We start from the raw sequence: 14,518 nt of genomic DNA, 5'->3' as shown, positions 1-14,518 counted from the left end.
GTGATATTATCTCCAAGATGCTCTTGATCAGAGGCTGTATCTAGACCTTCCTAGCTATTTTGCCATATCGTGTCATTCACGAGGCCTTATAGGATCTGCTCTAATCCCTATTTATTGCACTCCCTAAGAGATCGGATGGCGGAAGATTGGATACTAGCACAGCTTGCCATTCATTTTCAGGATAGGCTAGAGGGGTATCTGTGGAATGGAAGAGAATTTACACAAAAACTTGACAGACCTAGAATGGTAGCTTGAGTCTCCTACAAATTTTTCATGCACCCTATTACACCTATCACACCGCAAACTGGAGTTATAGAGATCAAGCTATAAGAGATGGACATTCCCCTTCCGAAAGCTGGAGGCGGATAAAAAAGAGCAGGGCACCTGGACGGCTTCCTACCCCCCTGAGTTGCCCTGCTCCGGTCGGTCGGGCTGTGAAACGCGAGAGTCATTCCATTTATAGAGCAAACTGCGTGCCGAGATCGAATCGATCGGAAAACAAAGGGGACAATGGCGAAGGTGAATAAGATTTTATACTTTTCACCGCTTCCGGATGTATATAAAGCTTGACATGCGCTCACCAGGGTGATAAAATCCCCGCCCGGTATAAGGGGTGAAGCTTAGGGAGAGATCTGATTATTGAGGGATCTCGTAAACCAGGATACTACTACATGGAGGATGAAGGCTACATGCCGACTTTATACGTGAAAAACCGAGGCGTCATCTTCGACTGAACGGAATAGGCGTATCGGTAGCTATATGAATATTTTATAGTTCCTAAACCCGAATGTTGGACCGAGTATCGCCCAGATGCTGCCGAGGACATAATCGCCTAGTATCAGCCCTAAGAAGAAAGGCGATGCCCTTCTATGCATTTTCAGCCCGCCGAATCTGATCAGTATCAGCTTGATAAGCCAACTGACGAAAAAGGCGAACCAGAAGTAATCCATGGCGAAGCTTATCGCCAGAGCATATCCCGCCGGATGAAACGGCCACCAAACGAACCGCATGCGCATCGCCATAAGGATAAAGGTGAAGATCAGCCCTCCGAGCATATATGAGATTCTGGTTTTATCCGGATCAGAGGGGAACTGAAGCCATCTCTGAAGCCTGTTGAACGCCTCCCATCCCAACCAATCCTTAAAACCGATGGCTTTGGCATCTGCGCCCTCACGATATGTGACATCCAAATTAGCCCAGCATACGGAGATCAGGCTCACCATACTGGCTATCAGCAACGCTATGAGCAACCCCTTATTGCTCATCCGGGAACTTTCAGCCATCTTAAACGCCTCAAGCTGATTTGGCATCGGGTGGTTGCGGTAGCACCGGTTAAACCAGTAGTATAGCGAGATAACGGTCAAGCTCGAGGGAGGGGTGTTCTTCGTGCCGATTGTGGTGGCTATGATGTCCTGGGGCTGAACGAAGTAGATCTCATGAGGTGTCCCCAGCTCGGCGCGCACCCTGGTCATCGCTAACGCAAGAAGGAAATATATCAGGAGGAAGATCAATCCCACCCACACCGCCATTCCGGCCATGTATGAAAAAGCGAGTATGAACCCACCCGAGAGGATAAAGCCGAAAACCGCCCACCGATAGGGTATGGGTTCGTTTGAGTCATCCATATCCGCCGATAAACCTATAGCGCTCTTAATCGTCTCGATGAGATGTCTTCTCGTAGCCCATATCGCGACGAGCGCCAGAGCGATCCACGCCCCTGATGCCTGTTCGTTGAAATATGGGAACCCCTTCAGTCCTAAAGCTCTGCCGAAAACCTGCTCTATCATCCTGAACACGAAGAAAAACCAGCATGAAAACGATAGATCCAGGGGTAGGAAGAAGGCCAACCCTATTGCGAACGGATACATCGATATCCGTGTCCACCTCAGCACATCCCACGGCCTATCCGTGAACACATATCCTATCGTCGTCAGCTTGATGTACTTTATCCGAGGTATTGAAGGATAGATGTAGTTCAACCCGTTGATGATATCTATCACGGCCGCCAGGGCGAATCCCAACCACATAACGCGGCTTTTGAACAACGTTGAACCACCCTCGCGGGTCATGCCAAGCGGAAGCTGTATTATCGGATAAGCAAGCTTCTCCTGTTCCGTCCATCTCTTTCGGATGAGAACGTTGAGGCATAACATCATAAACACCAGAGCGAGGAAGAAAACGCCCCACATCGCCAACGGTTTGATCCATGGGAGTAGGTTTTTCGACGTATAGATGCTGGACTCCCCCATGTAGTATCCCTCCAGGACCGATCTATCCTTGACGGTCAGCCATGAAGGGATATATCTGAGGAAGAGCTGCTTCCATTCGTTCTCAGGGGTGGCGAACCAGAAGGGATGGGCTATCTGTCCGAACAGGTTCTGAAAGGTATCATGACCCGCGAAAGTCATGGATATCACCAGCATTATGTAGATAACGAGCAATTCCACCTGGTTAAGGGATGCACGGGGGATAAATCGCTTAAGGACGAAGTTAAAACAAGTGACGAGGAAGAGAATGAAGACGGGTTCGATAAAGAGAGGAAGACAGGAACCGTCCAGGGAATAATACTTTACCTCAACGGTGGTCACCCAGTAGACGTTGATCGGTATGAGTAGCGCTCCGATCAGCAGCGATCGAGAGGTAACCCTGAGGCGATCCTCTCGTTTGTTGTGTTTCCCCTCCATAATCTATCTGATTCTCCCTGAAAGTGTTCACAACCGCTGGACGCGCCGAATTTCTGATATTCTAACAGACCTCTTCCACCTGATGCAAGCATAAGCTGACTTGCCCATAGTTGAGTTTCTCCCTCGGGATGGGAAGGTGGGGATATGATAGATCCTTCGCAGATTAGCAGATTATCCCGACTTGACACAGATGCGATCAAGGGTTAAAATTGGGACTGAATGATCTGAAGAACGGAGGATAGGGTGATCAAAGTCGCCGTTGCGCAGATATTCTGTATAGATGGCGATAAAGAGGGGAACTTCGTCAGGATCGAGCATGCCCTCTCAAAGGCCGGGCGAGTTGATATAGCCTGTTTTCCGGAGACGTGCCTCCTGGGATGGGTTAATCCCGATGCCCATCGATTGGCAGATCCGATCCCGGGTGACAGCACCGATAGGCTCTGTGATCTGGCGAAGAGATACGATGTGATGTTATGCGTTGGGCTGGCTGAGAAGGATGGAGATCGGAACGGACCTCGTCGGCATGATAACACATGGTCCGTGGACGGGATATATATACGGCTGCCAAAGCGTCGTGGCCGATTCAAAAGGGAAGATACTGGCCGTCGGAGCCGATAGGGACTCCGATGTCGTCATAGTGGAGGTTGAGTTAAAATGACCAGGATATTTCTGGCGTCAGCGTTAATCGCCGCCGTGTTTATCCTCGGCGGTTGTGCCGCAATAAAAGATATGATGAACACCGTCGCTGCTGGACAGCAGTGGAGCGAAAATTACGCCCGCCTCCCCGGTGTGGAGGCCACCGATCCGAAGATGGTCGATGGCGATCTGAGAACCTCGGGTGAAACCGTGGCCGAGAGCTTCTATCCCAAGGCGGTCGTTAAGCTGCCGGAGCCCAAAGTGATCCACAAGATCGTGATCTACAGCCCAAACCTTCAGACCTTCTCGATCTGGGCCGATAGAGGCAACGGATGGGAGCAGATCAAGGAGATCAAAAGCGTTAAGGGAAACCCTATCGTCGTCATGACCTCCGTGCGTACCGATAAGATCATGATCTCGGTGAGCGCCCTCAAGAGTGGAAGGTTGGAGAGAAAGATGGTCAGAAGGAGAAGAGGGATAAAGGGAGAGCAAGCGATAATCCAGGAGATAGAGCTTTACGGCTTCACATCACCTGAGGAGTCGAAAGCTGTAGCTGCTCAGAAGGAGGAGAAAAAGGTCAAGGAAGAGCTTAAAGACCTCCTCGAGCCGGCAAAATAAGCTCTCATGGCAGCCAAAATTCCGCCTGCTGGGTCTCGGCTGCTTTTAAAAGGCGGATGACAAATAGCCCAGCCCAATCCGTTAACGGATTGGTCGACATGGTGCTTTGAAGATGAGACCTTTAAGCGTCGTTTTGACATCAGCTATCGCCCTTGTGATGTCGATTCTCATGATGGGATGTCTGGCTCAGACACAGTGGAGCCAAAACCTCGCACCGCTCGGAAGGGCCACCGATCCCGCTTTCAACGATGAGAACATCTACACGGAAGGCGAGACAGCCCCGATGCAAGAGGTGCTTGACGCCGCGAAGATGGCAGAGCTGGATAAATACACCCAGGCCACGATAGAGTGGAGGAAACCGCAGGAGATAAGTAAAGTGGTGATCAAGGCATCCAAGCCCATCGTTCAGTTCGACGTCGAGATCTACACCGACAAAGGGTGGAAGAAGATCAAACACGTCGATTACAACAGACGCCAGATATGCACGGTTACCTTCCCGACCGTTAAAACGACCAAGCTCAGGATCAGAATCCCGAGGGCATATCGGGTTAGGGGTAAAGAATCCGAGACGATAAACCTCGCCAGAGGCACGAGGGCACATCAGAGGGGAGGAGGCGCTGAGCCGAGACAGGGCATAAGGAAAATCGCCGAGATAGAGGTCTATAAGAAGATAGAAACACCGCCGAAGGAAAAATCCAAAAAGTAAACTTGCTCGTATCGCCTCTGCCCTTCTAGGGATAGGTGTTGTTATGCTTAGGGGAGATAGATGTGTCTCTCACCGGAACATAAAGCTTTAATACATCTCAGCTTGATACCGGGTATAGGGAATGCCGTGATCAGAAGGCTGAAGGAGAACTTCGGCTCAGTTCAGGCAGGTCTTGAGGCGTCTGAGGGGGAGCTTAAAGGGGTGCTCCCCCCTCGCATATACGGTAAACTGCTGAGAGGACGGTCATCCAAACCGATCCTCAGGCGTCTTGAGAGGGAGATCGAGTTGATAGGTGAAATGAAATGCCGAACGGTCGCCTTCGGCGAGGAGGGGTATCCCTCAAACTTGGTCCACATTTACGATCCACCACCTATACTCTTCATCAAGGGCGAGCTGAATCCTGATGATAAATTTGCCGTATCAGTTGTAGGAACCAGAAGGGCAACTACCTACGGCAGAGATGTCTGCTCCAAACTGACGAGGGAAATCGTCCAACAGGGGTTTACAGTCGTCAGCGGCATGGCCAGGGGTATAGATACCGTAGCACATCGCTCGGCCCTGGAGAGTGGAGGTCGAACGATAGCCGTGCTTGGCAGCGGCCTTTCGAACATCTATCCCAGAGAGAACACAAAACTGGCGGAGGAGATAAGTCGAAACGGAGCTCTGATATCCGAATTTCCCATGACTACTCCCCCCGTGGACGTTAATTTTCCGAGGCGAAACAGAATCATAAGCGGGCTGTCTCTGGCGACGATAGTGGTCGAGGCGGATGAGAGAAGCGGTGCTCTGATCACAGCCGACTTCGCACTTGAGCAGGGACGTGAGGTGCTGGCGGTGCCGGGAAGCATATTCTCCCGTTGCTCTAGGGGAACCCATAGGCTGATCAAAGAGGGAGCAGCTCTGATGGAAAGCGTGGACGATCTCCTGAACGCCCTTAACATACCAAGAGCGGAGAAGCCCGAACGGGAAGTTCCAGCACAGGAGAAGATCCCCGTCGATTTGGAAGATGAGGAGAAAATGGTTTTAGATGTTATCCCGTTCACCCCCATACATATAGATGAGATCTCCACCAGCGTGAATATGCCACCTAATAAGGTCTCCAGCATACTGCTGATGCTTGAGCTAAAGGGGCTGGTCGGCCAGCAGCCCGGAAAGATGTTCGTCAGAAGAAGCCTTAGGAGGGGATAACGGATGCAGGAGATAGATTTCGAGAGGAGAATAGATGAGCTCGAGAGATACATCCTCGAGTTGAAGGAGTTCGCCCGACGGAACGATCTGGACCTTTCAAAGAGCATCGACCAGCTCGAGAGGGATTTGCTTCGGATTAAAAAACGTGTTTTCGGCAGTCTCACCCGATGGCAGAAGGTCTATCTCTCCAGAAAGATGGAACGACCGCAATCCACGGATTACATCGATCGATTGATATCGGATAGAATAGAGCTGCAGAACGACCGATTCTTCGGAGACGACAAGGCGATCGTAGGCGGGCTGGGGCGGTTTGGGAAATACCCGATCGTATATCTGGGACAGGTGAGGGGAAAAACCACCGAGGAGAGGATTTTGACCAACTTCGGATATATGCATCCGGATGGATATCGCAAGGCTCTGAGGCTGATGAAGCTGGCTGAGAAGTTCCGTAGACCGGTGATAAGCTTTGTGGATACGCCCGGCGCTCATCCAGGTGCAAGGGCCGAAGAGAGAGGTCAGGCAATGGCCATCGCCGAAAACCTCTATCATATGTCTCAGCTCAGAACCCCGTTTATCGCCGTCGTGATAGGTCAGGGCGGCAGCGGCGGAGCTCTGGGGATCGCTATGGCGGATAGGGTGTTGATGATGGAATATGCTATCTACTGCGTCTGTCCCCCCGAGGCCTGCAGCGGGATCATATGGAAGGATCAGGGCGAACACGCCCCCGAAGCGGCTGAAGGGCTGAAGTTAACGGCGGACGACCTATATGAATTTGGGATCGTGGATGAGGTGATCCGCGAACCCCTGGGGGGAGCGCATAGAAACCCTGACCTCGCGATAAGACGCGTTGGCAGGGCCATCAAAAGGCATCTTGAGGATCTACTTCAGTACGATGTTGATGAGCTCATGAAGATGAGATATAAAAAATATAGATCGATAGGCATCTTTAAGGAAGGGGATCAAACGTGATTTAGCATCTGGGAGAGGCGATATGAGTTGGCATGGCATATGGCAAGAGCCAATGCATCGGCGGCGTCATCTGGAGCGGGAACTTCCCTTAGGCCGAGCAGGACCTTAACCATCTGCTGGATTTGATTTTTACTTGCCCTGCCGTATCCGACTACGGCCTGCTTAACCTGAAGGGGTGTATAGGAGTCAACCGGCACACCTTCCATCTCCGCCGCCAACATCGTTACCCCTCGCGCCATGCCGACGGCAAAGGCCGTGTTGACGTTACGGTTGAAGAACAGCTCTTCCACGACGAGGACATCGGGACGATACTCCCTGATAACTCTGCTCAGGGCATCATATATCCTTTTCAGTCTTTGCGGCGTGGGAAGATCGGGATCGGTTCTTATCCCCCCGTAGTGGAGGCTTTTTAAGGTGTTATTCTGAAAGCTTATCACGCCGTATCCGGTCACCTTCAGTCCCGGATCGACCCCCATGATGATCATTTACATCACGCGGCCTCAGCCGCTTCCAGCAACTCATCCGGCATCTCGAAGTTCGAGTAGACCTTCTGGACGTCATCGTTATCCTCAAGGGCGTCGAGCAATTTGATGAGCCGCTCGGCCTCCTTGCCCTGTACCTGGACGGTGGTTTTCGGCACCATCGTCAGCTCGGCCCTGCTTATCTTGAACTCCGCCTTTTCAATCGCCCTTCTAACCTGCTCGAAATCCTCCGGGTTGGTATAGACCTCAAAGGTTGTGTCCTCCTCGATGACATCTTCGGCTCCCGCATCGACGGCAACCATGAAGAGTTCTTCCTCGTCCGTTCCCTCCTTGTCCACGACTATCAATCCCTTTCGATCGAAGATCCATGAGACGCAGCCCTTCTCGCCGAGGCTCCCGCCATTTCTGGAGAGAATGTGTCGGATATCGGCTGTCGTTCGGTTTCGGTTATCCGTGACCGCTTCGATCAACAGTGCGACACCTCCCGGACCATATCCCTCATAGGAGACCTCTTCGAGGGAAGTGCCGCCTTCCAATTCACCCGTTCCGCGCTTTATGGCCCTCTCTATGTTATCCCAGGGCATGTTATTGGCTCTGGCGTTGGCGATAGCCGTTCTAAGCCTGGGATTAGCCTCGGGGTCTCCGCCGCCCTGGCGGGCCGCGACGGTTATCTCCCTTATCAACTTCGTGAAGAGCTTACCTCTTCTGGCATCCATCGCTGCCTTCTTATGTTTTATCTGAGCCCATTTCGAATGGCCAGCCATATACGTCAACCTCCATTTCTTTCGGCGGTTGTCGAGGTTCATCCGTATCGCTATGATATAAGATTTTAACACAACCCCGATTAACTTTCAACCGCTCCATGGGCCCTTGGGCTCTACTTTAATATCTTAGGAGTGATGAAGACCATAAGATCTGTCTTATGCCTCGTGCTCTCTTTTGAGCTGAAGATCCACCCGAAGAGGGGAAGCTTGCCGATAACGGGAACATGGGAGCTGTTCTCGCTCCTTTCCTCTTTCATCAATCCGCCTATCACAAGGGTCTCACCATCCTTCACGGCGACTCTCGTATGGGCTACACGTGAGGAGATAACAGGCGGCGTAGTACCGGTAATGGTTCCTTTGATCGAATCTATGCGCGGGTTAACCTCGAGGATAACGTAACCGTCATCGCTTATGTGAGGGATAACGGTCAAGTTTATCCCAACGTCCAAATACTCATAGCTTGTCGTCGTAAACCTTTCAGATGCGTATACAGTGGTTATAGGGATCCTGTCCGAGACGATGATCTGTGCTAGCTCATTGTTCAGCGTGGTCGTCCTAGGGGTGGCCAGTATCCTGGCCTTGCCCTCCGTCTCCAACACCTGTATCATCCCCATGATCTGATCCAACAGCTTTGTTGATATCATCCCTAACTGTACGCCCGATGAGAGAGACACTTTGGAAGGGGAAAACTTGACCAACGACTTGCTTTCGGGATGATATGCCTGCCATTGTATTCCCAGTTCGTCGGTCTTATCGAGAGATATCTCCACGATCCTTGCCTCTATCAAGACCTGTTGAGGTTTGACGTCAAGCTTACGAATAACCTCCCTTACCTTATCGATGACCTGGGGAGTGTCGGTTACGATCAGCGTATCCGACCATTTCATTCGTTCGCCGGTTTCAGCCTTTGTACCTGTCGTCGAACTCACCCCGGTTCTGACGTATCTTATCCCTCCTCGGCTTTCCCTCTCAAGCGGCGTTATCATGGAACGTTGAGGGTAAAACGCCTGAACCTTACCCTCTGACGAGAGCACGTCCTTAATCGTATCGATCAGTGAAGCGGCGTCGACGTACTTCAATCTGAAGACCTCTGTCGTCAGCCTTTCTGACTCCGGTTTCTCCGGGGCGGGAGCCATGTTGTCTATACGTCTTATCAGTTCCTCAACTGCGCTCATCACCTCCGGTTTATCTAACACGGCTATAGAGTTGGTGGCCTCATCGGCTACGACCTTGCCGGATTCGGATAGAAACCCTGATACGACTTGGACCATCCCTTTGGCTGAGGCGTTAGAAAGCTTGAAAAGTTTCAACACCTTGTTCTCCGGAGCGACATCTAGCTTTTCGATAAGCCCTTTTAACCTTTCGATCTCGTCAGGAGAACCTGACAGAAGAATGGAGTTGGTGTTCGGGTCGGCCTGGATCCGATCGGGCGAGCTCGCCAAAGGCGACAGGATGGTTTTAAGCGCCGACGCGTCAGCGTGTTTCAATTTGATCAGTTCGGGTTTCACCGTTTTAGTCGGCCTGATATATCCTTCGCCCCGTTCGAAGAAATATCCCGCGCTCGCGAGAACTTCCTTTATCGCTTCAAGCGGTGTGACCTTCTTAAGTATAACGCTGACTTTCCCCTGAACCGATTCGTCCATTATGACATTCACCCCCGCCTGTTTGGCAAGCGCTCTCAGCAGATCCCTCAGATCGACATCCCGGACGTCCATCGATATGAGGTTTTCCGGTTTAGGCTGGGGCGGTTTTCCCCTGGGAGGTTGTGAGACAACCGATGGCTTTGCAGGCTTAGCGGGAGAAGCAGACTCAGTCGGTTTGACCTTGTGAATGGCCGGAAACAGATCCAGTTTGACATACCCGCCCTTCCTTTCCACGCGATAATCGGTCGGCCGGAGAAGGGTCAAAGAGAGCTTTACGCTCGATGGCCCATATCCGCTCATCTGAACGGAGCTTATTAGATTTGAGCCGGCTATCGGCAGGTTTAAATCCGGTCCAGTTACCCCTTTCAAATCGAAATCGATTCTCCCCGTCGACTGAATCGCCTTTACCTGAACCGATCGAGCTTGCTCCACCTGGATGAAGATCGTAACACCGTTGGGGCTTATGGAATACTCCAGATTTCTGATGACTTGAATCGCCAGGGCTGATATCGAGGAAACAAAGATCATCAACGAGATAGCAATTGCCTTTTTCATCTTCCCCTCACCTGCTGAATCGGGATCTCACGCATCTTCAAGTTGATCCTTTCGCCCTTATAGTTTAAAGTGACCTTATCCTCCTCTATCTTCACCACCTGAATATCACCAACGGATCTCCCTTCGGTTAGAATCACCGTCGATCCGTTGAGATCGAGAATGGCCATTTTGGGGGTACCTAGGAGAATACCCTTTAGCTCAATCTTCGGTGGTGATATCTTCTTATTCCTCCTCTCCTCAGGCATCGCATGGAAAAACCCCGATCTATTGCCGTCACTTGTCCGCGTCGAACGAGCTGAGGTGGATGTTGGAGGTTCCGAAGATGTCCTTGCCGGTGTCCAGCCCTTCGGAACCTCAGATAGCGGCTCAAACGGATTATCCCTGCCTAGAAGCGCCTTGGAGATCCCCTCGACCTTTGGCAATCCCTTCGAGCCGCCCCCACCATCTGAGGGAATCCTCTGACCTTCGGTCAGATTCAGCCTTTTTTGGACGGTGGAGATCACACTCGTTCCCAACCGCTCTTGTATCTTCCTAACGGCCTTCTCAGGGGGTAACACCCATTTGACGAGGACGGCGGACACGAGGACGGAGATAGAGAAAACTATCAGGGCGATCATCCTTAGACTCAACTTCATCCTTTCCCCTCCACCTCCTGTTTAACCCAATATAGTGATACGACCATGCTTAATTCGACCTGCTTTTTCAAATCGGGTGGCCGAGTAATGTTCATCTGGTCTATTATGATCGCCTTTGGATCGGATTCGATCTGCGAGACCAGATCCAGCAGCTTATCATATCTCCCTCTCACGGTGATCTGAAGCCTCTGTCTTCCCAGATCCTTCGAGGTTTCCCCTTTCTTTATCCTCTTCCTGCTTGCCTCAATCCTCCGATAGGGTTGTATACCGACCAGATCCACCCCGATGCTCCTGGCAAGGCTGGAGAAAGTTTTGACGAAGTTCTCCAGCTCCGCCGCTGTGAAAAACCGTCTCTTAACTGACAGATACTCATCGCGAGCTCTGAGGTACTCCTTTTCGACCTGTGGGAACAGGCTCGCCTTTTCCCTCTTGACCTCATAAAGCTTGATCTGGGAGTTCAAATTGGTCATAGCGCCCTTCAAAGTGATCAACCTGGGTTTGAGGATAAGGAGATATATAAGCAAGACCTCCACCAGGAGGAGAGCGATCGTTACAAGCTTTCTTTCACTTCCGGTCATGCCTATCATCAGCCTCATCTACCTCTCCTTTTCAGCTTCAGCTCCATGTGGAAGCTAACGAGGGATGATTCCCTCTGCACCGATATGTTCACTTGTCCCTCGGAGGAGAGCAACCTCAGCATGTCGGCGAACAGAAAAACGGAATCCTCTGAAAAGGAGTACCCGTCCAGCGATATCTTACCATCCTCGTCACAGCTGATCTTCTCAAGCCATGAGTCCTTGGGTATAACCGAACGTATGTAGTTGAGCAGCTCATGTTGGCTTGATATCTTTAAACTCTTCAACATTTTCCTGTATCGGGCGGTTCTGTCGCGAAACTTACCAGTTTTTCTCTGCAATTCGATCACCTTCTTGAGCGACTGTTCGTCGAGCTGAGACATCTTCTGCTGGAGGATTGTTTTCTCCTTGAGAACGGAATTCACCTTCATATCCAGAGCGCCGCCGATTCCTAAACCCAAGATCAGTATGCCAACCATGAGAACGCCGATCTCCGTGATCTGTCTTTTGAGATGCGCTCTCGTCAGAATCGAGCGGGGCATGAGGTTAAGCTCGGCGACATCAGGGCCAAGTCCGGCCCCTCTCAAAGCTGACCCTATGGCAACGGAGCATGAGAGCACATGGCTCTCAGCCACTTCGGTGGGACATTCCACCTCATCTATGTTGGCGAATGGATTTACCTTTACCATCTGCTCTTCGGTTCGGTCTCTTAGATCCTTCAGTACCTTCTCATAATCCGATGAATCCAAGGCAAGGAAAAGATTTGAGACCTCCTCATCGGGGTAGTCATTTCTGTAGAAATTGCAACACAAGGTAAGCTCATAGGCAAGCTCATCCACCCCTTCGGATATATCTCTGGCACCTATCTCGATCGTATGAGCGAAGCTAGGGAAGCCGTGGTAAAAGGCTATAGCCGTCGTGATCTCCGTGTCAACTGCCACGGCGATGTTAAAAGGCGAATCGGGTTTTAGAAGATCGGCTGATACGAATGATCTGGCCATCGCTAGGGGCAAAACGTCAACAAATCCTGTTCTCAATCCGGCTTCCCTCAGGAGGGAAAGATACTGCAGCACGTTTTCCGCCGTGGTTGCGGCAAACAGGACATCGAAGGTACTGAAAGCTCCCTGCGCGCTTTCGGGAATAATTTTCCAATCGAGAACAGGCTCCGCGCCTGATATAACGGCATATCCCTCCACTTCGGTTCTAAGGGCCTCATATACTTCGCTATCTGACATCCTGGGCAGGGTCATGGATCTTATGATCAGATTTACCGCCGGCATAGCCAGTCCTATTCTTTTGCTCTCAATCCTCTCCTTCTCCCATATCCTTCTCAAGCTTTTAGCGATCGATTCGGCATCCGTGACAATGCCGCGGTCTATGGAATCGGGGGGTGTTTCGGCGATGGTGAGTTTCTGAAGCACTGCTCTGCCAGATCTGTTTTCAACTTGGGCAACCGATATGGATTTCGCCCCTATGTAAAGCCCTATCCCCTTGCCGGACATCATTCAACCTTCAGCGTAACCTTGACGGTTTTGTTCGTCTCACCTACTTTGCCGACCGAGGTTACCTCTATAAGGGAACTATCGAGATGTGAGATGGTAACGGTGAAGCTTCCATCGGAACCCGGGGGAAACGAGACACCTTCAAATCCATCGCTCCAGTTGACGTCATTTTTAAGCTCTTTTATGGCCGTTTCCGCTCCTGCCTCGGCGATATAATATGCCCTTAGCTCCTCCTGAAGGTTTCTGGCCACCTTCAGATCGGTGGTCGTTAAATCAAGCATCGAGACCACCATGGTGGAAACGACCACCGCCACGAAGAGTGCAAGCACTAGAGCAACGCCTCTTTCATTCCTCACTCCATGATAGGATATGGAGTTTCGCCTCTCCAGCGTTTGGTATCTGATACTCTCCATTGAAGATCACCATGCTTGAACCCGACACTTCGGCCCCGTTCCCTATCAGAGCGCCTTCTATCTTAACGCTCCCCGACAGATCAACACCCTGTAATCCAACCACAAGTCCCTTGTAATTTCCGCTGCCGGAGAGTTCGATCTCCCCGGCCGACAACAGGAGGTATCCCTCCTGAGTCGCCGTGGAGAGGTTAACCGCTCCGGACACCTTTATGTCTCCCGTTGAAATTATGGTGGTTTGTCCATGTGCCGTTCCGGAGATATATACCTCCGTCATGACGAAATAAACTCCATCACACTCCTTGTTCCCACTTATCCTCCATTTCCCTCCGCTGAACTTCCATGGGCCGAAGCTTTTGTTCCCAACGATATGACCTTTATCGTCGTAGACTTTGCCGTTTAGGCCGAGCACATATTGCACCGAATCCAACAGCGACCATGGATCTATCAGGGGGATCTCTATTAGGCCGGCAAAGCTCTGTATTTCACCTCCGACGGTTGGATTACCGATCAAAATGCATAAGCCAGAGCTTATCACATCCCCGCTGACGTTTACGTTTCCTTTCAAGACAATATTTCCGATCGCCCTTATGGAACCGTTTGATCCCCCCACTTTTGAGCTGCCGGTCATCTCTATCCCCCCGATTCCAGCCGTGATAGCATATATAGGGAAAGGTGAGGGAGAATCGGTCTGCACCTCATCACCAGCGGGTCGGTAGACCTTCGAGGAGAACTCATTGCCTTCTACTGAGAAAGAGATCTTAACCAATCGGACAAGCGATGGCTGATCTGTGGGTTCCCCCGATTGATCGTAATATTCCATCTGAATCCAATCCAGCGGTCCTGTCAGCTTAGACCACTCTGATCCGTTTAATGAATACCCCAGATAAGGTTTGCCGCTGAAGTAAAAGAGACCGTAACTTATAGAGTCGCCATTTTTATCCCTCAACGATATGCTCTCCGAGGATATACCGATTATCTCTTCAGCGTTCCTTATGTCCTTCAAAATCTTCTGGAGTGTTAACCTGGAATCTTGGATTATGCTCATGGATTCATCGGTCGAACTCCATATCCGAAATCCTACGCCTAGGTTCGGCACTATCACGGCGACGATCATGCCCAGCAGAGTCGCCACAAGCAGGACTTCAAGT

General features: G+C 51.0%; 13 protein-coding genes and 1 pseudogene. 5 read left to right on the top strand and 9 right to left on the bottom strand.

The window, feature by feature from the left end:
• Positions 1-755 precede the first annotated feature (755 nt).
• A complete protein-coding gene (locus tag J7M22_09865) occupies positions 756-2,684 on the bottom strand; it encodes a hypothetical protein (GenBank protein ID MCD6506914.1) in 1,929 nt (642 codons plus the stop codon).
• A 243-nt stretch (positions 2,685-2,927) separates the two neighbouring features.
• On the opposite strand from J7M22_09865, the pseudogene J7M22_09860 reads away from it, so the two are divergent.
• From J7M22_09860 to J7M22_09840, 5 genes and pseudogenes are all read left to right on the top strand, one after another.
• Positions 2,928-3,342 (top strand): annotated as a pseudogene (locus J7M22_09860) (carbon-nitrogen hydrolase family protein).
• Positions 3,339-3,938, top strand: coding sequence for a hypothetical protein (locus J7M22_09855; GenBank protein ID MCD6506913.1), 600 nt, complete (start codon positions 3,339-3,341; stop codon positions 3,936-3,938). Before J7M22_09860 ends, J7M22_09855 begins: the two are co-directional and overlap by 4 nt.
• A 112-nt stretch (positions 3,939-4,050) precedes the next feature.
• Positions 4,051-4,644 carry a hypothetical protein gene (locus J7M22_09850; protein ID MCD6506912.1) on the top strand — a complete coding sequence of 198 codons (594 nt, stop codon included), beginning with the start codon at positions 4,051-4,053 and terminating at the stop codon, positions 4,642-4,644.
• A 60-nt stretch (positions 4,645-4,704) separates the two neighbouring features.
• Positions 4,705-5,832 (top strand): DNA-processing protein DprA, encoded by a 1,128-nt coding sequence (gene dprA, locus J7M22_09845; GenBank protein ID MCD6506911.1) that lies wholly within the window; start codon positions 4,705-4,707, stop codon positions 5,830-5,832.
• Positions 5,833-5,835: 3 nt separating this feature from the next.
• Entirely contained in the window at positions 5,836-6,801 is a 966-nt protein-coding gene (locus tag J7M22_09840) for an acetyl-CoA carboxylase carboxyltransferase subunit alpha (GenBank protein ID MCD6506910.1), read from the top strand.
• On the opposite strand, the gene ruvC is transcribed toward J7M22_09840, so the two are convergent.
• From ruvC to J7M22_09800, 8 genes are all read right to left on the bottom strand, one after another.
• Positions 6,792-7,286 (bottom strand): crossover junction endodeoxyribonuclease RuvC, encoded by a 495-nt coding sequence (gene ruvC / locus J7M22_09835; GenBank protein MCD6506909.1) that lies wholly within the window; start codon positions 7,284-7,286, stop codon positions 6,792-6,794. The genes J7M22_09840 and ruvC overlap by 10 nt on opposite strands.
• 5 nt (positions 7,287-7,291) lie before the next feature.
• Positions 7,292-8,047, bottom strand: a complete 756-nt coding sequence (locus J7M22_09830) for a YebC/PmpR family DNA-binding transcriptional regulator (protein MCD6506908.1) — start codon at positions 8,045-8,047, stop codon at positions 7,292-7,294.
• Positions 8,048-8,160: 113 nt separating this feature from the next.
• On the bottom strand, positions 8,161-10,245 hold the full coding sequence (locus tag J7M22_09825; protein MCD6506907.1) for a hypothetical protein: 2,085 nt from the start codon (positions 10,243-10,245) through the stop codon (positions 8,161-8,163).
• Positions 10,242-10,880, bottom strand: a complete 639-nt coding sequence (locus J7M22_09820; protein MCD6506906.1) for a hypothetical protein — start codon at positions 10,878-10,880, stop codon at positions 10,242-10,244. The genes J7M22_09825 and J7M22_09820 overlap by 4 nt, the downstream gene beginning before the upstream one ends.
• On the bottom strand, positions 10,877-11,476 hold the full coding sequence (locus J7M22_09815) for a hypothetical protein (GenBank protein MCD6506905.1): 600 nt from the start codon (positions 11,474-11,476) through the stop codon (positions 10,877-10,879). The genes J7M22_09820 and J7M22_09815 overlap by 4 nt, the downstream gene beginning before the upstream one ends.
• Positions 11,473-12,957 (bottom strand): pilus assembly protein PilM, encoded by a 1,485-nt coding sequence (gene pilM, locus J7M22_09810; protein ID MCD6506904.1) that lies wholly within the window; start codon positions 12,955-12,957, stop codon positions 11,473-11,475. Before pilM ends, J7M22_09815 begins: the two co-directional genes overlap by 4 nt.
• Entirely contained in the window at positions 12,957-13,238 is a 282-nt protein-coding gene (locus J7M22_09805; protein ID MCD6506903.1) for a hypothetical protein, read from the bottom strand. The genes pilM and J7M22_09805 overlap by 1 nt, the downstream gene beginning before the upstream one ends.
• A gap of 64 nt (positions 13,239-13,302) precedes the next feature.
• The coding region (locus tag J7M22_09800) for a hypothetical protein (protein MCD6506902.1) at positions 13,303-14,518 on the bottom strand (1,216 nt) is incomplete at its 5' end.

This window comes from Candidatus Poribacteria bacterium (assembly GCA_021162805.1).
In the GTDB taxonomy this organism is placed as follows: domain Bacteria; phylum Poribacteria; class WGA-4E; order B28-G17; family B28-G17; genus JAGGXZ01.
Note: the sequence above shows the minus strand (reverse complement) of the source record. Positions and strands in the feature narration are given on the sequence as shown.